This window comes from Pseudomonas sp. RC3H12, assembly GCF_018596375.1.
In the GTDB taxonomy this organism is placed as follows: Bacteria; Pseudomonadota; Gammaproteobacteria; order Pseudomonadales; family Pseudomonadaceae; genus Aquipseudomonas.
Genome location: NZ_CP075595.1, coordinates 4,498,438 through 4,516,363, shown reverse-complemented (window position 1 = coordinate 4,516,363; position 17,926 = coordinate 4,498,438). Strand labels below are relative to the sequence as shown.

The 17,926-nt window shown below is 66.0% G+C and carries 17 protein-coding genes; 7 read left to right on the top strand and 10 right to left on the bottom strand.

Going from position 1 to position 17,926, the window contains the following annotated elements:
* The first annotated feature begins 126 nt into the window (after positions 1 to 126).
* Both KHO27_RS20585 and mutM read left to right on the top strand, forming a co-directional pair.
* Positions 127 to 945: an HDOD domain-containing protein gene (locus tag KHO27_RS20585; RefSeq protein WP_172670915.1), complete on the top strand. Its 819-nt coding sequence runs from the start codon at positions 127 to 129 to the stop codon at positions 943 to 945.
* Positions 946 to 948: 3 nt separating this feature from the next.
* Positions 949 to 1,761 carry a bifunctional DNA-formamidopyrimidine glycosylase/DNA-(apurinic or apyrimidinic site) lyase gene (gene mutM, locus KHO27_RS20580; protein WP_110697317.1) on the top strand — a complete coding sequence of 271 codons (813 nt, stop codon included), beginning with the start codon at positions 949 to 951 and terminating at the stop codon, positions 1,759 to 1,761.
* Between the two features lie 90 nt (positions 1,762 to 1,851).
* Here mutM and ggt read toward each other — a convergent pair whose 3' ends face one another.
* The 6 genes from ggt to KHO27_RS20550 form a co-directional block, all read right to left on the bottom strand.
* A complete protein-coding gene (gene ggt / locus KHO27_RS20575; protein WP_178081998.1) occupies positions 1,852 to 3,534 on the bottom strand; it encodes a gamma-glutamyltransferase in 1,683 nt (560 codons plus the stop codon).
* On the bottom strand, positions 3,534 to 3,785 hold the full coding sequence (locus KHO27_RS20570; RefSeq protein ID WP_011531711.1) for a YfhL family 4Fe-4S dicluster ferredoxin: 252 nt from the start codon (positions 3,783 to 3,785) through the stop codon (positions 3,534 to 3,536). The genes ggt and KHO27_RS20570 overlap by 1 nt, the downstream gene beginning before the upstream one ends.
* A 109-nt stretch (positions 3,786 to 3,894) precedes the next feature.
* Positions 3,895 to 4,374, bottom strand: coding sequence for a pantetheine-phosphate adenylyltransferase (gene coaD, locus KHO27_RS20565; protein ID WP_023631729.1), 480 nt, complete (start codon positions 4,372 to 4,374; stop codon positions 3,895 to 3,897).
* A 111-nt stretch (positions 4,375 to 4,485) separates the two neighbouring features.
* On the bottom strand, positions 4,486 to 6,084 hold the full coding sequence (locus tag KHO27_RS20560; RefSeq protein ID WP_110697319.1) for a GMC family oxidoreductase: 1,599 nt from the start codon (positions 6,082 to 6,084) through the stop codon (positions 4,486 to 4,488).
* Positions 6,085 to 6,107: 23 nt separating this feature from the next.
* Positions 6,108 to 6,593: a twin-arginine translocation pathway signal protein gene (locus KHO27_RS20555; protein ID WP_110697321.1), complete on the bottom strand. Its 486-nt coding sequence runs from the start codon at positions 6,591 to 6,593 to the stop codon at positions 6,108 to 6,110.
* Complete coding sequence (locus tag KHO27_RS20550; protein WP_214500702.1) at positions 6,593 to 8,023, bottom strand: coniferyl aldehyde dehydrogenase; 1,431 nt, start codon at positions 8,021 to 8,023, stop codon at positions 6,593 to 6,595. The genes KHO27_RS20555 and KHO27_RS20550 overlap by 1 nt, the downstream gene beginning before the upstream one ends.
* 145 nt (positions 8,024 to 8,168) lie before the next feature.
* On the opposite strand from KHO27_RS20550, the gene KHO27_RS20545 reads away from it, so the two are divergent.
* Both KHO27_RS20545 and KHO27_RS20540 read left to right on the top strand, forming a co-directional pair.
* On the top strand, positions 8,169 to 8,834 hold the full coding sequence (locus tag KHO27_RS20545; RefSeq protein ID WP_110697325.1) for a TetR/AcrR family transcriptional regulator: 666 nt from the start codon (positions 8,169 to 8,171) through the stop codon (positions 8,832 to 8,834).
* Positions 8,835 to 8,868: 34 nt separating this feature from the next.
* Entirely contained in the window at positions 8,869 to 9,723 is an 855-nt protein-coding gene (locus KHO27_RS20540) for a sulfurtransferase (protein WP_110697327.1), read from the top strand.
* 103 nt (positions 9,724 to 9,826) lie between these two features.
* On the opposite strand, the gene KHO27_RS20535 is transcribed toward KHO27_RS20540, so the two are convergent.
* Genes KHO27_RS20535 through KHO27_RS20520 form a run of 4 tightly spaced genes read right to left on the bottom strand, consistent with a single transcriptional unit; the run spans position 9,827 to position 14,335 of the window.
* A complete protein-coding gene (locus KHO27_RS20535; protein ID WP_214500701.1) occupies positions 9,827 to 10,819 on the bottom strand; it encodes a hydrolase in 993 nt (330 codons plus the stop codon).
* A 60-nt stretch (positions 10,820 to 10,879) separates the two neighbouring features.
* Positions 10,880 to 11,494: a 16S rRNA (guanine(966)-N(2))-methyltransferase RsmD gene (gene rsmD, locus KHO27_RS20530; RefSeq protein WP_111531997.1), complete on the bottom strand. Its 615-nt coding sequence runs from the start codon at positions 11,492 to 11,494 to the stop codon at positions 10,880 to 10,882.
* Positions 11,494 to 12,987, bottom strand: a complete 1,494-nt coding sequence (locus KHO27_RS20525) for a M16 family metallopeptidase (RefSeq protein WP_214500700.1) — start codon at positions 12,985 to 12,987, stop codon at positions 11,494 to 11,496. Before KHO27_RS20525 ends, rsmD begins: the two co-directional genes overlap by 1 nt.
* Positions 12,980 to 14,335 carry a M16 family metallopeptidase gene (locus tag KHO27_RS20520; RefSeq protein ID WP_102681789.1) on the bottom strand — a complete coding sequence of 452 codons (1,356 nt, stop codon included), beginning with the start codon at positions 14,333 to 14,335 and terminating at the stop codon, positions 12,980 to 12,982. The genes KHO27_RS20525 and KHO27_RS20520 overlap by 8 nt, the downstream gene beginning before the upstream one ends.
* A 234-nt stretch (positions 14,336 to 14,569) precedes the next feature.
* Here KHO27_RS20520 and ftsY point away from each other — a divergent pair, with 234 nt between their 5' ends.
* The 3 genes from ftsY to ftsX are packed head-to-tail and all read left to right on the top strand — an operon-like array spanning position 14,570 to position 17,888.
* Positions 14,570 to 16,195 (top strand): signal recognition particle-docking protein FtsY, encoded by a 1,626-nt coding sequence (ftsY, locus tag KHO27_RS20515; protein ID WP_214500699.1) that lies wholly within the window; start codon positions 14,570 to 14,572, stop codon positions 16,193 to 16,195.
* The gene (gene ftsE / locus KHO27_RS20510) at positions 16,192 to 16,863 is read left to right on the top strand and encodes a cell division ATP-binding protein FtsE (protein ID WP_011531723.1); all 672 of its coding nucleotides are present in this window, start codon (positions 16,192 to 16,194) and stop codon (positions 16,861 to 16,863) included. The genes ftsY and ftsE overlap by 4 nt, the downstream gene beginning before the upstream one ends.
* Complete coding sequence (gene ftsX, locus KHO27_RS20505) at positions 16,860 to 17,888, top strand: permease-like cell division protein FtsX (RefSeq protein WP_214500698.1); 1,029 nt, start codon at positions 16,860 to 16,862, stop codon at positions 17,886 to 17,888. The genes ftsE and ftsX overlap by 4 nt, the downstream gene beginning before the upstream one ends.
* Positions 17,889 to 17,926: the final 38 nt, after the last annotated feature.

Sequence of the window (17,926 nt, the reverse complement as noted above, 5' to 3'; positions counted from 1 at the left end):
CCAACGATTCACTGGTAGTCACCCTGCCGGCGTACAGGGTTAGAATCCCCCGTCCCCAGCGAGAATGCACGAATGTCCCAGGAACTCACCGCCGAACAGATCCAGCAAGCCCTGCAGGGCATCACCATCCCGCCACAGCCGCAGATCATGGTCGACCTGCAGTTCGAGCAGTACATGCCCGACCCGGATCTGGAGACCATCGCCAAGCTGATCGCGCAGGACCCAGGCCTGTCCGGCGCCCTGCTCAAGCTGGTCAACTCGGCGCAGTTCGGCCTGGCGAACAAGATCGGCTCGATCCAGCGCGCGGTAAACCTGCTGGGCAGCCGTTCGATCATCAACCTGATCAACGCGCAATCGATCAGGGGCGAGATGAGCGACGAGACCATCGTCACCCTCAACCCATTCTGGGATACCGCCCAGGACGTGGCCATGACCTGCCTGACCCTGGCCAAGCGCACCGGTATCCAGGCGGTGGACGAGGCCTACACCCTGGGCCTGTTCCACGATTGCGGCGTGCCGCTGATGCACAAGCGCTTCCCCAACTACATGGAAGTGCTGGAGGAATCCTACGCCAAGGCCAATGACGAGGTCCGCGTGGTGGACACCGAGAACCGCGTGTTCAACACCAACCATTCGGTAGTCGGCTACTTCACTGCCAAGTCCTGGCGTCTGCCCGAGCACATCAGCGCGGCCATCGCCAACCACCACAACGCCCTGGCGGTGTTCCGCGACGAATCCTCGCGCAACACCCAGACCCAGCTGAAGAACCTGCTGGCGGTACTGAAGATGTCCGAGCACATCTGCGCTTCGTACCGTGTGCTGGGCAACCAGAGCGTCGATCACGAGTGGAACATGGTGGGGCCGCTGGTGCTGGACTACATCGGCCTGACCGAATACGACTTCGAGCAGCTCAAGCAGAACATCCGCGAAATGGGCGGGCACTGAACCATGCCGGAGCTGCCAGAGGTCGAGACCACGCGGCGCGGCATCGCGCCTCATTTGCAAGGCCAGCGGGTCAGCCGCGTGGTGGTGCGTGACCGGCGCCTGCGCTGGCCGATCCCGGAAGACCTGGACGTGCGCCTGTCGGGGCAGCGCATCGTCAGTGTCGAGCGCCGTGCCAAGTACCTGCTGATCAACGCCGAGGTCGGTACCCTGATCAGCCACCTGGGCATGTCGGGCAACCTGCGCCTGGTCGAGGTGGGCTTGCCGGCGGCCAGGCACGAGCATGTGGACATCGAGCTCGAGTCGGGGCTGATGCTGCGCTACACCGACCCGCGCCGCTTCGGGGCGATGCTGTGGAGCCTCGATCCACTCAACCATGAGCTGCTGATTCGCCTGGGACCTGAGCCGCTGACCGACCTGTTCGACGGTGAGCGCCTGTTCCAGCTGTCCCGGGGGCGCTCGATGGCGGTCAAGCCGTTCATCATGGACAACGCGGTGGTGGTCGGCGTGGGCAACATCTACGCCACCGAGGCCTTGTTCGCCGCCGGGATCGACCCGCGCCGCGAAGCAGGCGGGATTTCACGGGCGCGCTATCTGAAGCTGGCGATCGAGATCAAGCGAGTATTGGCGGCGGCCATCGAACAGGGCGGGACCACCTTGCGTGACTTCATCGGTGGCGATGGCCAGCCGGGCTACTTCCAGCAGGAGTTGTTCGTGTATGGGCGTCGTGGGCAGCCGTGCAAACTGTGCGGCACCGAACTGCGCGAAGTGAAGCTGGGCCAGCGGGCGAGTGTGTTCTGTCCGAAATGCCAGCGTTGATGCCGCAGGCCTGATCGCGGGGCAGGCCCGCTCCCACCAAAGCGAGCCAAGCCAGTCGCAGTCGCGGGCTTGCCCCGCGATAGGGTCAGATCAGTCGACTACCGCTGCCTGCCCTACACCCCTGGGATCACTGGCCGCCTCCACAGTCCCGCCCGCCTTGTCCCAATAAAGCACCTGCTGATTGCCGTACTGACGCCCGACATCCTTCAACCGATACCCACGCCCTTCAAGCTCGGCCTTCTGCCGCGCACTGAACGTCCCCGGCTCATGCTCCACCACATCCGGCAGGTACTGATGGTGATAACGCGGTGTCGCTGGCCACTCGGCCACCGGCCGGCCCTCCAGGAACCCCAGCACCGACAGTAGCACCATGCTGGGTATGCGGCTGCCGCCCGGCGTGCCGAAAGTGGCAAGCTGGCTGGGGCTTTCGATGAAGGTCGGGCTCATGCTCGACAGGGGACGCTTGCCCGCCGCCACCGCATTGGCCTGGCTGCCGGCCAGGCCATAGCTGTTGCTGCCGGCTGGGTCGGCGGCGAAATCGTCCATCTCGTTGTTCAGCACCACACCGGTCCCAGGCACGCTGAACGCCGCGCCAAACGGCAGGTTTACCGACAGCGTGGCGGACACGGCGTTGCCGTCACCATCGATCACCGCGAAATGAGTGGTGTGGTCGCCTTCTCGCCAGGCCGGTGAGGGCGGCAGCGCGGTGCTGGGGGTGGCCTGGTGCACATCGATACTGTCGGCCAGCCCAGTCAGGTACTGGCGCGCCAGTAGCCGGTTGATCGGGTTGCTCACATAGTCCGGGTCGCCGAGCAGGCCGCGGTCGCGGTAGGCGCGGCGCAGCACTTCGATCACATAGTGGCTGCGTTGCACGGGCTCGGCGCTCTGCCAGGGCAGGCGCTGCAGCATGGCCAGGCTTTGTGCCAGGGCCACGCCGCCGGCCGAAGGCGGCGGGCTGCTGATCAGTTCACGCTGGTCGGCCAGTGGATAACGCAGCGGTTCACGCCAAGCCGTACGGTAGCCAGCGAGGTCGTCGAGGGTCCAGATACCGCCGGCCTGGCGCACGCCTTCGACCAGGCGGCGGGCCATCGGGCCACGGTAGAAACCGTCGCGGCCCTGCTCGGCCATGGCTTGCAGGGTGGCGGCCAGTTCGGGTTGGCGGATCAGCGTGCCCAGGGCCGGCACGTCGTGGTCACTGAGGAACAGCCGTGCGCTTTCGGCATCATCGCGCAGGGCGCTCAGGCGCATGGTGGCGCGATCGCGATAGATACGGTCGACGGCGAAGCCCTGGTTGGCCAGGCGGATGGCCGGGGCCAGGCTGTCCTTGAGCGATAGCTTGCCATGTGTGCTGGCGAGGTCAGCCAGGGCCTGGGGCAGGCCGGGGATCGCGGCGGCCAGCGGCCCGTTGATCGACAGGCCGGGCTGCACCTTGCCGTCCTTGAGGTACATGTCCGCCCTGGCCGCGGCCGGGGCGCGTTCGCGCGCATCGAGGAAGGTATATCGGGGCGTGACGCCGCTCTCGCGCAGGAGGAAGAAACCACCGCCACCCAGGCCCGAGCCATAGGGCTCGACCACGGCCAGCGTGGCGCTGACGGCCACGGCGGCGTCGAAGGCGTTGCCGCCTTGTTGCAGGATTTGTCGCGCCGCCGAGGTCGCTTCGCTGTGCGGGCTGGCGATGGCTGCACGCCCCGGGCCTTGCGCCTGGGCAGCGCAGGCCAGCAGGGCCAGGCAGGCGCCGAGGGCTGCGCGCTGTAACGCCGCGACGAACGGCATCAGGCCTTGCCGGTGATCCGGCGGTACTTGGCCATCAGCTCGTCTTCGGTTTCCGGGTGGGCTTCATCCAGGGGGATGCAGTCTACCGGGCAAACCTGCTGGCACTGTGGCTCGTCGTAGTGGCCCACGCACTGGGTGCACAGGTTTGGGTCGATCACGTAGATCTCTTCGCCTTGCGAGATGGCGGCGTTCGGGCACTCGGGTTCGCAGACGTCGCAGTTGATGCAATCGTCGGTGATGATCAGGGACATGGGGACTCCGGCCTGGGCATCGGGCCCGGGCATGTTTCAAAGCGATGGGCGCAATTGTGCCGGATTCGCGCCCGCAGTGCACGCGGGCGCGACGTCGTGACCGCGAGGGTTACTTGCGGAAGCGCTCGGTCAGCGCATCGGCCACGGCCGGGTGCACGAACTTGCTGATATCACCGCCCAACGCGGCAATTTCCCGAACCAGCGTCGAGGAAATGAACGAATAGCGCTCCGACGGCGTGAGGAACAGGCTCTCGACGTCCGGCGCGAGCTGGCGGTTCATGTTGGCCAGCTGGAACTCGTATTCGAAGTCGGAAACGGCACGCAGGCCGCGCAGGAATACGTTGGCGCCTTTTTCCTTGGCGAAATGCGCCAGCAGGGAGGAGAAGCCGATGACTTCGACATTGGGCAGGTGCTTGGTGACCTCGCGGGCCAGTTCGACCCGCTGTTCCAGGGGGAACAGGGGGTTTTTCTTCGGGCTGGCCGCCACGGCGATGATCACATGGTCGAACAGGCGCGAGGCGCGCTCGACCAGGTCTCCATGGCCTTTGGTAATGGGGTCGAAAGTACCCGGGTACAACACTCGGTTCATCGCGTCATCCTGGCTGGAGTGCGTTGGGGAGTCGGATGGTAGCGCAGCGATTGCGCCCGGCCAAGTCGTGAGGCTGGCTGATGGCACTATAGACAGCGTGGCTATTGGCTGTCATGCGCCACGTGCCAGGCGGCCGATCAGCGCATCGCTGAGCAGGGCCGTCAGGGCGTACACCGACAGCTGCGGGTTGGCGCCAATGCTGGTGGGGAACAGCGAACCGTCGTGGATCGACAGGTTTTCCAGCTGGTGATGCCGGCCCAGGCTGTCGCACACGGCCTGGCGCGGATCCTCGCCCAGGGCGCAGCCGCCCATGACGTGGGCGCTGCCTAGGCGCATGCGCAGCAGTTCCAGGGGCAGGCCGTCGATCAGCGCCTGGGCTTGTGCCGGGTCGCTGACATAGCGCGCATCGCCATGCACTGGCATCACATGGCGAGCACCGGCGGCGAACTGGATCTGCGCCATGCTGTGCCAGGCCCGGCGCAGGCCGTCGCGCAGGTAGTCGGTGACGGGGTAGTCCAGCACAGGCGAGCCATCGCCGCGCAGCTCCACCTGGCCGCCGGGGCTGTCGGGGTGGAAGCCGTCGCGCAGCAGCGCCAGCATCACATGGGTGTGGGGCAGTTCGGCCATGCGCTGGGCATTGTCCTGGCCATGGCCGCCCAGCAGGGTGCTGGCCAGGGCCGGGTGCAGCGGTGGCACTTCGAGTTTGTAGCCTACCGGGCCGGTGACACCGTCCTGCCACTGGAACTGGTCGCTGTAGATCGATTGCGGCGCCCCGTAGTACGGGTCGATCCTCGCTTCGAACTGTGCGGCGCTGAAGTTGACCAGATGCAGGAAGGTTCGCTTGCCCAGGCGCTGGTGCGGGTCAGGCGCGTCTGAGCGCAGTAGCAGTGCCGGGCTGTTGATACCGCCGCCGGCGAGCACATAGTGGCGGGCGCGTACGCGAACCTGGCGGCCCGTGGGCCGAATACCCCGGGCGTCCAGGGCCTGGCATTGCAAGTGGTCGATGCGCTGGCCGTCATGACTGAACCGCTCGGCACGGGCCAGGTAGAGCAGTTCACCGCCGTGCTCCAGGGTGGCCGGGATGCTGGTGACCAGCATCGACTGCTTGGCGTTGACCGGGCAGCCCATGCCGCAGTACCCCAGGTTCCAGCAGCCGCGCACGTTGCGCGGAATCACCGCCCAGCGGTGACCAAGCGCCTCGCAGCCGCGGCGCAACACGTCGTTGTTGGCATTGGGCGGCATCGCCCACGGGCTGATGCCCAGGTGCTGCTCCATGCGCTCGAACCACGGCTTCAGGGTGTCGTTGTCCAGGCCCTTGACTCCATGCTCGCGGGCCCAGTGTTCCAGGGTCTGTGGCGGTGTGCGAAAGCTCGATGTCCAGTTGACCAGGGTGGTGCCGCCCACCGCCCGGCCCTGCAAAATGGTAATGGCGCCGTCTTTGCTCAGACGACCCAGGCCCTCCTGGTAGAGGTCGGCGTAGGCCTCGTGCTCGAGCAGGTGGAAGTCACTGCTGGTTTTCAGCGGCCCCTCTTCGATCAGCAGCACCTTCAAGCCGGCGGCGCTGAGCCGTTCGGCGGTGGTGGCACCGCCTGCGCCGCTGCCGATGACGGCGACGTCGACGGCGAGGGTCAGGTCCTGTTCCAGGCGCGAGCCGTCGTGGGTGATCCAGCCTCGTTGGAGGCCTTGGCGGAATGGGTCGGGGACGGGCATTCGGCGGTGCTCTTGTCTGGTGTTCAGATCTTTGGTGGGCCGGGGTAGCCGCACGCTGCCCAGGCTTCGGGGCGTTCGTACCAGGCCATCAGCAGCAGTTGCAGCAACGAGGCGTGACCCTGGCGCAGCAGGTTCAACGAGCTGTCGCGCCAGCGTTCGAGGAAGCGTTCAACCTCGGCACCGGTGGTATCGGCCCAGCCGCCCCAGACCCCGGTCAGTGGTCCGCGAGTGAGGGACAGGGTGAGCACGTCGAACAATTGCCGGGTCAGCTTGAGCATGGCGGGCGACAGCGCCGCCAGCTTGTGGTCGAGGCTTTGCAGCACAGACGCCGTGGACGCCTGGGTACCGGCCAGCACGACGGGAATCAGTGCCTGCAACAGCGGCAAGTCGTCGTCGCGCAGCGCCTGGTAACCAGCCGACGGCCTCTGCTGGCTGCAGCCGATCATGCTGGTCGCCCCCAGAAACAGGCTGGCGCCCAGGCCGAAGCGCAGCAGGTCGCGGCGCTGCATCAGCGGATGAACAGCTTGTAGACCAGTCGTTGCAAGGCCTTGCCATAGGGCGGGTAGATCACCTTGGCGGCATTGATGCGTTGCTTGGCCAGCACGGCCTTGGCCTTGCTGAAGGTCAGGAAACCTTCGTGACCGTGGTAGTGGCCCATACCGGACGGGCCGATGCCGCCAAATGGCAGGTCATCCTGGGCCACATGCAGCAGGGTGTCGTTGAGGCAGACACCGCCGGAGTGGGTGTCGCGCAGTACCCGGGCCTGCTCGCCACGGTCATAGCCGAAGTAGTAGAGCGCCAGGGGGCGAGGCCGCTGGTTGATGTAGGCCAGGGCGTCGTCCAGGCGCTCGTAGGGCACCACGGGTAGCAGGGGGCCGAAAATCTCGTCCTGCATCACCTGCATGCTGTCGTTTACGTCCAGCAGCAGGTGAGGGGGCAGTCGGCGACCCTGGCGCGGCTCGTCGGGATAGAGGTCGAGCACCTGGGCTCCCTGCTCGCGGGCATCGTCCAGCAACCGGTTCAGGCGGCCAAGCTGGCGCTCGTTGATGATCGCGCTGTAGTCGGGGTTGCCGGTCAGGCGCGGATAGAGGCGGCGCACAGCGCGCTGGTAGGCGTCGGCGAAGGCGCCCAGGCGCTCGCGGGGCACCAGCACGTAATCGGGGGCGACGCAGGTCTGGCCGGCGTTGAGGGTCTTGCCGAAGGCGATGCGTTCGGCGGCGGTGTCCAACGGCACGTCGGCCGAGACGATAGCCGGCGACTTGCCGCCCAGCTCAAGGGTCACTGGCGTGAGGTTTTGCGCGGCGGCCAGCATCACATGGCGGCCGACGCTGGTGGCGCCGGTGAACAGCAGGTGGTCGAAGGGCAGGCGGGCAAAAGCCTGGCCGACTTCCACCTCGCCCAGCGCGACGCTCACCAGATCATTGGGGAATACGCGCGCTAGCAGGTTCTTCAGGGCCTGGCCACTGGCCGGGGTCGACTCGCTGAGTTTGAGCATCACCCGGTTGCCGGCGGCCAGGGCGCCGGTCAGCGGGCCGATGGCGAGAAACAGTGGGTAGTTCCACGGCACGATGATGCCCACCACGCCCAGTGGCTGGTATTGCACCCGGGCGCTGGCGGGTTGGAAGGCCAGGCCGACCTTGCGCCGCGATGGACGCATCCAGCGGCTCAGCTGTTTCTCCGCGTCGCGCAGGCCCATGACCGACGGCATCAGTTCGGCGAGCAGGGTTTCGTCACGGCTGCGGCCACTGAAGTCGGCATCGATAGCTGTAATCAGGCGCTCCTGGTCCGCCAGCAGTGCCTCGCGCAGGCTTTTCAACCACTGCCGGCGTTGCGTGGCCGGGGGCATCGGGTTGCCGGCGAACGCCTGTCGCTGAGCGTCGAACGTCGCTTGCAGGTCGAGGTCGGATTGTACAGGGGGAAGTACGGCAGGCGAGGTCATGGCGGCTCCGGGGCTGACGAGTGAATAGAGCATATACTCTAATTGGTACTATCGTGCATCTTTTTCACTGGGTCGGCGGTGCACCCGACGGGCTGGAAGCCGTAAGATGGGCCCGATCCTTACACGCTGGAGACTGGAGCTGAGCATGGCCCCGCGCATGAAGACCCGAGAGCGCATCGTGCAGAGCAGCCTGGAGCTGTTCAACCAGCAGGGCGAGCGTTGCGTCAGCACCAATCACATTGCCGCGCACATGGAAATCTCGCCCGGCAACCTGTACTACCACTTCCCCAACAAGCAGGCGATCATCGCCGTGCTGTTCAATCAGTACGAAGAACTGGTCGACAGTTTTCTGCGCCCGCCCCAGGGCCGCACCGCCACCGTCGAGGACAAGCGCTTCTACCTCAAGGCGCTGCTGGCGGCGATGTGGAACTACCGCTTCCTGCACCGCGACCTCGAGCACCTGCTCGACAGCGACCCGGAACTGGCGGCCCGCTATCGGCGCTTCTCGCAGCGCTGCCTGCAGCAGGGGCAGGCCATCTACCGCGGCTTTGTCGAGGCCGGCATCCTGAACATGGACGCTGCGCAGGTGGAGTCGCTGACCATCAACGCCTGGATCGTGCTGACTTCCTGGGTGCGTTTTCTCAGCACCACCCGCGAGCATTCCGCGCACCTGGGTGAAGAAGCGTTCAAGCGCGGCGTCTATCAGGTGGTGGTGCTGGAGCTGGGGTATGTCACCCCCACCGCGCGTGTCGCGGTACAGGCGCTGTGCGCTGAGTTCCATGTCCCGTTCAACCAGGCCCTGGAGCATTGATCCGGGGTTTCGAGCCATTCATCAGGAGATTGTCATGCCCCTCGCGCAATTGATCACCCCGCAACAGCTGGCCGAACGCCTGGACGCGCCCGGCCTGGTGATCCTCGACTGCCGGTTTGCCTTGGAAGATGTCGACTACGGTCAACGCAGCTACGCCGAAGGGCATATTGCCGGGGCGCACTTCGCCGACCTCGAACGCGACCTGAGCGGGCCGGCGCTCAAGGGCAGCACAGGCCGCCACCCGCTGCCCGACCCGCAGCGGCTGGTGGAGCGCCTGCGCGAGTGGGGCGTGGACAACGACAGCCAGGTGGTGCTCTACGACGACGGCCCCGGCGCCTTTGCCGCCCGTGCCTGGTGGCTCCTGGCCTGGCTGGGCAAGCGCGATGCAGTGTTCATTCTCGATGGCGGCCTGAAGGCCTGGCACGCCGCTCACCTGCCGCTGAGCCTGGACCCGCCGGTACGCCGCGAAGGCAATTTCAGCGGTGAGCCGGACATGGCGCTGCTGATTGATGCCGCCCACCTGGCCAAGCGCCTGGACGACCCCGCGATGACCTTGATCGACGCGCGCGGCCTGCCGCGTTTCCGTGGCGAGGTCGAGCCGATCGACCCGGTGGCCGGGCATATCCCTGGCGCCCGGTGCGCGGCGTTCACCGACAACCTTGGCGCGGACGGGCGGTTCCTGCCGGCCGCCCAACTGAAACAGCGTTTTGCCGAAAAACTGGGCGACCGGGCGCCGGAGGACCTGGTGGCTTATTGCGGCTCTGGCGTGACGGCTTGCCATAACCTGTTTGCCCTGGCGCTGGCGGGTTATCCGCTGGGGCGGTTGTATGCCGGGTCGTGGAGTGAATGGATCAATGATCCACAGCGTGGCATAGCCACTGGCGAGTAATTCGTAATGTGGGAGCGGGCTTGCCCCGTGATGGTCTGGTGATGCTATCGCGGGACAAGCCTGCTCCCACAAATTCCCTCTTTCACCTCTTCCTGGAGGGGGCCTATCGCCCTTCCATCAGCCACTGCGGAATCCTTCGTTCCAGGTAATACCCCGGATTGCGCAGGCTGCCCTCGACGAACCCCACATGCCCACCCCGGCTGTGCAGTTCGAACTGCGTCTGTGCCGCCAGCTCACCGGCATTGGGCAGGCTGTGACCAAACACGAACGGATCATCGTTGGCGTGGATGATCAGCGTCGGTGTGCGGTTCTCGCCCAGGTAGTAGCGGCTGGAGGCGCGCCGGTAGTAGTCATGGGCATCGCTGAAGCCATTGAGGGGCGCGGTCACCTTGCCATCGAAGTCCCAGAACGTGCGCAGGTTGCGCAGCGAGCCCAGGCGTTCGAGGGTGGCCAGCCCTTCATGGTGGCCCTTGTCGCGGAAGTGCTGTTGCTTGTCCTGCACGTAGGCCAGCATCTGGCGCATGAAATGCGCCTGGTAGACCTTCGAGAAACCCAGGCCGATACGGTCGGCGCACTGGTCCAGGCGAAACGGCACCGACACCGCTACCGCTGCCTCCAGCTGGCTGGCCGCGCCGCTTTCCCCCAGGTACTTGAGCAGCACATTGCCGCCCAGCGAATAGCCCACGGCATACAGCGGCGCCAGCGGCCGCTGCGCCCGCAGGTGACGGATGGTTTCGGCCAGGTCTTCGCTGGCCCCGGAATGGTAGCTGCGCGCCAATAGGTTGGGTTCGCCCGAGCAGCCGCGCCAGTTCACCGCGACACTGGCCCAGCCGCGTGCCTGCAGGGCCAGTTGCAGGCCTTTGACATACGGCGAATTGGACGACCCGGTCAGGCCGTGGAGTACCAGCACCAAGGGCGCATCGGCCTGGTGCGGGCCGTGCCAGTCGAGGTCGAGAAAGTCGCCGTCCGCCAGCCATAGGCGCTCGCGATTGCGCGGCAGGTCCGGGAGCTTGCGCCAGAGTGGCCCCCACAATGTCTGCAAGTGGGGGTTGGACAGCCCGGCGGCCGGGCGGAAGGTGGCGGTGAGGCTGGGCATGCTGAGCGGCTCGTGATGTGCCTGCCTAGAGTGCCATGAAACACCGCCCTCGCGCCTGCGCTATTGATCGCCAGCCTTGCGTCGCCACAGGGCGTAATGCACCTGGCCGGTCTTCTTCTCGCGGTGCAGGCGCCAGTTGCCCGGCATTGGCAGCGAAGAGGGCACGGCTTCGCTTTCGGTATAGATCCACGCCTGCTCGTGCAGCCACTGGCCCTGCTCCAGCAGGTTGCAGGTATTGGCCAGCAAATCCTGGTGGAACGGCGGGTCGAGGAACACCACGTCGAATTGTTGCTTGGCCGGGCCTTGCAGGTAGCGCAGGGCGTCAGTCTGCAGGATCTGCCCGCGCGGGCAGCGCAACACTTCGAGGTTGTCCTTGAGGTTGGTGGTGGCCGCAGGGTTGCTGTCCAGCGCCACGGCATCCTTCGCGCCACGGGACAACGCTTCGAGCACCAGCGCGCCGCTGCCGGTGAAGGCATCGAGCACAAGGGCGCCTTCGATGTAGGGGGCCAGCCAGTTGAACAGGGTTTCGCGCACGCGATCAGGGGTCGGCCGCAGGCCTTCGCCTTCCGGCACGGCCAGGCGGCGGCTGCGCCACTCGCCGGCGATGATGCGCAGTTGGCCGGGGCCCTTGCTGGCGCCCGGTGCCGGGCGCGCGGGGGTGTTGGGTCTTGCCATTAGTGCTCCGGTACGCCGAGCGGCTGCTCGGCGGGTTTGTCAGTGGGGGCCGGCAGCGGCTGCTGCGCCACCTTCGGGCCGACGGTGACGATCACCAGCTTGTCTGCCGCTAGATGCTTGTTCATGGCGGCCTTGACCTGCTCGACGCTCAGTGCCTGGGACTGTTGCATGAAGTCCTCCAGCCAGCTCAGCGGCAGGTTGTAGAAGCCGATCGCGCCCAGCTGGCCGACGATGCTGGCGTTGCTGGCATTGGACAGCGGAAAGCTGCCGGCCAGCTCGCGCTTGGCATCGTCCAGTTCCTGCTGGGTCGGGCCGCTCTTCAGGTAGTCGGCCAGAATATCCTGGACCAGCTTGAGCGTGCCCTCGCTGAGTTCGGCCCGGGTCTGCAGGTTGATCATGAACGGGCCGCGCACCTGCATCGGGCTGAAGACCGAGTACACGCCGTACGTCAGTCCGCGTTTCTCGCGAACCTCGCTCATCAGGCGGGTGCCGAATGCGCCACCGCCGAGGATCTGGTTGCCCAGCGACAGGGCCGGCCAGTCCGGGTCGTTGCGGTCGATGCCCAGCTCGGCCAGCATCAGGTGAGTCTGCTTGGACGGGAAGTCGATATGCGTAATCCCCGGCTTGGGCTCGACCGGTTGCTCCGGCTTGGCCAGTGCAGCGCCCTTGGGCAGGCCGGTGGAGACCTGCGCGGCGATGGCCTCGGCTTCGCCGCGGCTGAGGTCGCCGACCAGGGCGATCACCGCGTTGCCGGCGGCGTAGGCCTTGCCGTGGAAGGTGCGCAGCTGGGCCAGGGTGATGCCCGGAATGGACTCGGCGGTACCGTCGCTGGGGCTGGCATAGGGGTGCTGGCCATAGAGATTGGCGAACAGCGTCTTGCCGGCAATCTTGCCCGGGTTCTGCTTCTCGTACTCGAAGCCCGCCAGCAACTGGTTCTTGATGCGCTTGAGGGCGTCCTCGGGGAAGGTCGGCTGGCCCACCACCTCGGTGAACAGTTCCAACGCCGGCTCGCGTTTTTCCGTGGCGCTGAGGCTGCGTAGCGAGGCCACGGCCATGTCGCGGTAGGAACCGTTGCCGAAGTCGGCGCCCAGGCCTTCGAAGCCTTCGGCAATGGCGGTGACGTCCTTGCCGGCCACGCCCTCGTTGAGCATGGCGTTGGTCAGGGTGGCCAGGCCCGGGGTACCGCCGTCCTGGCTGCTGCCGGCGGCGAAGGTCACGCGCAGGTCGAACATCGGCAGCTCACGGGCCTCGACGAACAGCACCCGGGCGCCTTCGGCAGTGGTCCAGTGCTGGATGTTCAACTGGCGTCGGCTGGGGGCCTTGCCGTCCAGTTCGGCCAGCGATTGCAGGGTGTTGGCCGGGCGTGCCGCGGCGTCGGCCTGGCTTTGGCTGTCGGACTGGGCAGGGCGCGCCAGCAGCGCGGCGATGGCCACCACCAGCACGATGATCGCCAGGCCGAACATAGTGTAACGGGGTGCGCTGCGATCACTCATGAGCGGACTCCTCGGGCAGTACATGGGCAACGCTCAGGCGTTCGCGGGTGAAATAGGTGCGGGCGGCGGCCTGGATGTCCTCCGGGGTCACGCGCTTGAGGTCGTCGAGTTCGCTGTCGATCAGCTTCCAGGACAGGCCGACCGTCTCCAGTTGGCCGATGGTGGTGGCCTGGCTGCTGATCGAGTCGCGGTCGTAGACCAGGCCGGCGATTACCTGCGCGCGTACGCGCTCGAGCTCTTCGGCGGTCGGTGGCGTGGTCTTGAGCTCGTCGAGCAACTGCCAGATACCTTTCTCTACTTCGGCCAGGGTCTTGTGTTTCTGCACGTTGGGTGTGGCCGAGATCATGAACAGGCTGTCGCCGCGGGTGAAGGCGTTGTAGCTGGACGAGGCACCGGCCACCAGTTCCTGGCCGCGCTCCAGGCGTGCCGGCATGCGGGCGCTATAGCCGCCGTCGAGCAGGGCCGAGATCAGCCGCAGGGCGTTGACGCTGCGTGGGTCCTTGGCGGTGGCCAGGGCCGGGACATTGAAGCCGTAGATCAGGCTGGGCAGTTGCGTACGCAGGTGCAGGGTGAGCAGGCGCTGGCCCGGCTCGGCCAGTTCCAGCGGCAGTTTGCTCGGCGGCACGGCGCGTTTGGGGATGGGGCCGAAGTACTTCTGCGCCAAGGCCCTGACCTCGTCCGGCTTGACGTCGCCGACCACCACCAGGGTGGCGTTGTTCGGGGCGTACCAGGACTCGTACCAGTGACGCAGTTCCTCGACCTTCATGCGCTCGAGGTCGGCCATCCAGCCGATGGTCGGCGTGTGGTAGCCGCTGGCCGGGTAGGCCATGGCGCGGAATAGCTCGAAGGCCTTGGCGTTGGGCTGGTCGTCGGTACGCAGGCGGCGCTCTTCCTTGATCACCTCGATCTCACGGCTGAATTCGTCGGCTGGCAGGCGCAGGCTGGCCAGGCGGTCGGCTTCGAGCTCCAGGGCCACCGGCAGGCGATCGCGGGCCAGCACCTGGTAGTAGGCGGTGTAGTCGTCGCTGGTGAAGGCGTTTTCCTCGGCGCCGAGATCGCGCAGGATGCGCGAGGCCTCTCCGGGGCCGATCTTGGCGCTGCCCTTGAACATCATGTGTTCCAGGGCATGGGACAGGCCGGTCTGGCCCGGCGTCTCGTAGCTGGAACCGACCTTGTACCAGATCTGCGAAACCACCACCGGCGCCCGGTGGTCCTCGCGCACGACCACTTTCAGGCCGTTGTCGAGGATGAATTCGTGGGTGGGTTGCACATCGGCGGCGAAAGCCGCCAGCGGCAGGCACAGCGTGCCGAGCAACAGGCCAGCGGCGCGGCGGGCTAGAGCATTCATACGGTGTTCAACCTGTTCGGCGGCCCGCTTGGGTTTAGCGTCGGCGGGCCAGGAGGTGCTAGGATACTGATCCGGTTGCCTGGCGACCATGCCTGTCGCCGTTCTGGCCTGCAGGCCCTTACGACAAAACGTTGCGCATGAACCCGCTGGCTTCCCAGTAGTCTGTTCTGCGTGAGTTAAGAATTCCCGATGCGCCGCTGCTGGCCCATCGCTACCCTGAGATAGCCGTCTTCCATGTTTGGTTCCAACGACGACAAAAAAGCGCCGGCCGCGGCTGGCGAGAAGAAAGGCCTGTTCAGCTGGTTCCGCAAGAAGCCGGAACAACCTGCCGCCGAACAGCCGCAAGCCCCTGCACCGCAAGCGCCCGTCGAGCAGACCGCACCGGTTGCCGAGCCGTCGCAGGCACCTGTTCCTGAACCGGTCGTTGCCACGCCGCAGCTGGAGCCCGTGCCAGAACCGGTGGTTGTAGCGCCGCAGCCGGAGCCTGTGCCAGAGCCGGTGGTTGTAGCGTCGCAGCCGGAGCCTGTGCCAGAACCGGTGGTTGTAGCGCCGCAGCCGGAGCCCGTGCCAGAGCCGGTGGTTGTAGCGCCGCAGCCGGAGCCCGTGCCGGAGCCCGTGCCAGAGCCGGTGGTTGCTGCACCGCAGCCGGAGCTCGCGCCAGAGTCGGTGGTTGCAATGCTGCAACCGGTCGAGGTCGAAGTGACCGCGGCCCCGGTCAGCAACCTGGTCTTGCCTGTCGCTGAAGAGCCGGTGGCATTGGTCGAGGACCTGGAACCCAAGGCGCCGCCCGTCATCCCCGCCCGGCCGTCCGTCGAAACGGTAGCCGCTGCCATTGTCGCTCCAGCACCGGTTGTCGAAACCGCGCCGGTCGTTGCGTCGGCTCCAGTCGACCCAGAGCCTGTCGTCGTGGCGGCCGCCGAGCCGGCCAAACCTGGTTTCTTCGCCCGCCTCAAGCAGGGCCTGTCGAAGACCAGCGCCAGCATCGGCGAAGGCATGGCCAGCCTGTTCCTCGGCAAGAAGGTCATCGACGACGACCTGCTCGATGAAATCGAGACCCGGTTGCTGACCGCCGACGTCGGCGTAGAGGCCACCTCGACCATCGTCCAGAACCTGACCCAGAAAGTTGCCCGCAAGCAGTTGGCAGACGCCGATGCGCTGTACAAGTCGCTGCAGGAAGAACTGGCCGCGCTGCTGCGCCCGGTCGAGCAGCCGCTGAAGATCGAGGTGCAGAAAAAGCCCTACGTGATCCTTGTGGTTGGCGTGAACGGGGCTGGCAAGACCACCACCATCGGCAAGCTGGCGAAGAAGCTGCAGCTCGAGGGCAAGAAAGTCATGCTCGCGGCCGGCGACACCTTCCGCGCCGCCGCGGTAGAGCAGTTGCAGGTGTGGGGCGAGCGTAACCAGATCCCGGTGATTGCCCAGCACACCGGTGCCGACTCGGCTTCGGTGATCTTCGATGCGGTGCAGGCCGCCAAGGCCCGTAACGTCGATGTGCTGATCGCCGATACCGCTGGTCGTCTGCACACCAAGGACAACCTGATGGAAGAGCTGAAGAAGGTCCGTCGGGTCATGGGCAAGCTAGATGTCGAGGCGCCGCACGAGGTGCTGCTGGTGCTCGATGCTGGCACCGGACAGAACGCCATCAGCCAGGCCAAGTACTTCAACCAGAGCGTCGAGCTGACCGGCCTGGCCCTGACCAAGCTGGATGGTACCGCCAAGGGCGGCGTGATCTTCGCCCTGGCCAAGCAGTTCAACATCCCGATCCGCTTCATCGGTGTGGGCGAGGGTATCGACGACCTGCGCACCTTCGAAGCCGAACCTTTCGTCAAGGCGCTGTTCGCCGAGCGTGAACCTTCATGATCCGATTCGAACAGGTAGCCAAGCGCTATCCCAACGGCCATGTCGGCCTGCACGAACTGAGCTTCCGGGCGCGTCGTGGCGAGTTCCTGTTCGTCACCGGCCACTCCGGCGCCGGCAAGAGCACCCTGTTGCGGCTGCTGCTGGCCATGGAGCGTCCGACCAGCGGCAAGCTGCTGCTGGCCGGGCAGGACCTGGGCCAGATCAGTAACGCGCAGATCCCGTTCCTGCGTCGGCAGATCGGCGTGGTGTTCCAGAACCACCAGTTGCTGTTCGACCGCACGGTGTTCAACAACATTGCCCTGCCGTTGCAGATTCTCGGGCTGTCCAAGGCCGAGATCGCCAAACGCGTCGACTCGGCGCTGGAGCGTGTGTCGCTGAGCGACAAGGGCGAACTGTTCCCGGCCGACCTGTCCACCGGCCAGCAACAGCGGGTCGGCATTGCCCGGGCCATCGTGCATCAGCCGGCCCTGCTGCTGGCGGATGAACCCACCGGTAACCTCGACCCGCGCCTGGCCGCCGAGATCATGGGCGTGTTCGAGGACATCAACCGCCTGGGCACCACGGTACTGATCGCCAGTCACGACCTGGCGCTGATCGCGCGCATGCGCCACCGCATGCTGACGCTGCAACGCGGCCGCTTGATCGGCGATGGGGAGGCCGGGCAATGAGCACCACACGTACACCAAAGGTTTCCGAGCGGGTCGCGCCGAAAGCCGCCGATCCGCAGCCGTCGAAGAAGAAACGTGGCGATCACGATGACGATGGCCCGGACTTCCGCAGCCTCCTGCACGCCTGGCTGGAAAGCCACCGTGCCAGTTTGGCCGACAGCTTGCGCCGCCTGGGCAAGCAGCCGATCGGCAGTTTCTTCACCTGCCTGGTGATGGCCGTGGCGCTGAGCATGCCCATGGGCCTGTCGTTGTTGCTCAAGAATGTCGAGAAACTCGGCGGCTCCTGGCAGCGCGCGGCGCAGATCTCGCTGTACCTCGAGCTCGATGCCAGCAGCCGCGACGGGGAGGCCCTGCGTGACGAGATCAAAGGCATGCCGGGCGTCGCGGAGGCCCAATACGTCAGCCGCGAGCAGGCCCTGGAAGAGTTCCAGCAACAGTCAGGCCTGGGCGAGGCGTTGCGTGAACTGCCGGACAACCCACTGCCCGGCGTGGTGGTGGTGACCCCGACCGAGGTCGACAAGCCGGCCCTGGAAGCCTTGCGTCAGCGCCTCTCCGAGCTACCTCGCGTGGAAGCGGCGCAGCTGGACCTGGTGTGGGTCGAGCGTCTGGCGGCGATCCTCAAGTTGGGTGACCGGTTTGTCTTCGGTCTGGCGGTGATGCTGATTTCTGCGCTGCTGTTAGTAATCGGTAACACAATTCGTCTACATATCGAAAACCGTCGGGTCGAGATCGAAGTGATCAAGCTCGTCGGTGGCACCGACAGCTACGTACGCCGGCCTTTCCTGTACATGGGCGCCCTGTATGGACTGGGTGCGGGCGTGCTGGCCTGGGGCATCCTGGCGTTCGGCCTGAACTGGCTGAACGACGCGGTGGTCGGGCTTTCCGGCCTTTATGGCAGTGATTTCGCCCTGGGTGGCGTACCGGCCTCGGATGGCTTTTCACTCTTGATCGGGGCGGTACTGTTGGGGTATATCGGTGCATGGATCGCAGTCGCTCGTCACCTGAACGAGCTTGCACCGCGATAAATGTTTCATGGCCAGTATTGACAAATTTTTCATTCTGG

Excerpts from the sequence above, each read along its gene's own strand:
- mutM (WP_110697317.1), top strand. The coding sequence starts at position 949 with ATGCCGGAGCTGCCAGAGGTCGAGACCACGCGGCGCGGCATCGCGCCT.
- ftsE (WP_011531723.1), top strand. The coding sequence starts at position 16,192 with ATGATCCGATTCGAACAGGTAGCCAAGCGCTATCCCAACGGCCATGTC.
- coaD (WP_023631729.1), bottom strand. The coding sequence starts at position 4,374 with ATGAACCGAGTGTTGTACCCGGGTACTTTCGACCCCATTACCAAAGGC.
- KHO27_RS20535 (WP_214500701.1), bottom strand. The coding sequence starts at position 10,819 with ATGCCCAGCCTCACCGCCACCTTCCGCCCGGCCGCCGGGCTGTCCAAC.
- ftsY (WP_214500699.1), top strand. The coding sequence starts at position 14,570 with ATGTTTGGTTCCAACGACGACAAAAAAGCGCCGGCCGCGGCTGGCGAG.
- KHO27_RS20540 (WP_110697327.1), top strand. The coding sequence starts at position 8,869 with ATGCCCCTCGCGCAATTGATCACCCCGCAACAGCTGGCCGAACGCCTG.
- KHO27_RS20555 (WP_110697321.1), bottom strand. The coding sequence starts at position 6,593 with ATGCAGCGCCGCGACCTGCTGCGCTTCGGCCTGGGCGCCAGCCTGTTT.
- KHO27_RS20560 (WP_110697319.1), bottom strand. The coding sequence starts at position 6,084 with ATGCCCGTCCCCGACCCATTCCGCCAAGGCCTCCAACGAGGCTGGATC.
- KHO27_RS20525 (WP_214500700.1), bottom strand. The coding sequence starts at position 12,987 with ATGAGTGATCGCAGCGCACCCCGTTACACTATGTTCGGCCTGGCGATC.
- KHO27_RS20550 (WP_214500702.1), bottom strand. The coding sequence starts at position 8,023 with ATGACCTCGCCTGCCGTACTTCCCCCTGTACAATCCGACCTCGACCTG.
- ftsX (WP_214500698.1), top strand. The coding sequence starts at position 16,860 with ATGAGCACCACACGTACACCAAAGGTTTCCGAGCGGGTCGCGCCGAAA.
- KHO27_RS20545 (WP_110697325.1), top strand. The coding sequence starts at position 8,169 with ATGGCCCCGCGCATGAAGACCCGAGAGCGCATCGTGCAGAGCAGCCTG.
- ggt (WP_178081998.1), bottom strand. The coding sequence starts at position 3,534 with ATGCCGTTCGTCGCGGCGTTACAGCGCGCAGCCCTCGGCGCCTGCCTG.
- KHO27_RS20520 (WP_102681789.1), bottom strand. The coding sequence starts at position 14,335 with ATGAATGCTCTAGCCCGCCGCGCCGCTGGCCTGTTGCTCGGCACGCTG.
- KHO27_RS20570 (WP_011531711.1), bottom strand. The coding sequence starts at position 3,785 with ATGTCCCTGATCATCACCGACGATTGCATCAACTGCGACGTCTGCGAA.
- rsmD (WP_111531997.1), bottom strand. The coding sequence starts at position 11,494 with ATGGCAAGACCCAACACCCCCGCGCGCCCGGCACCGGGCGCCAGCAAG.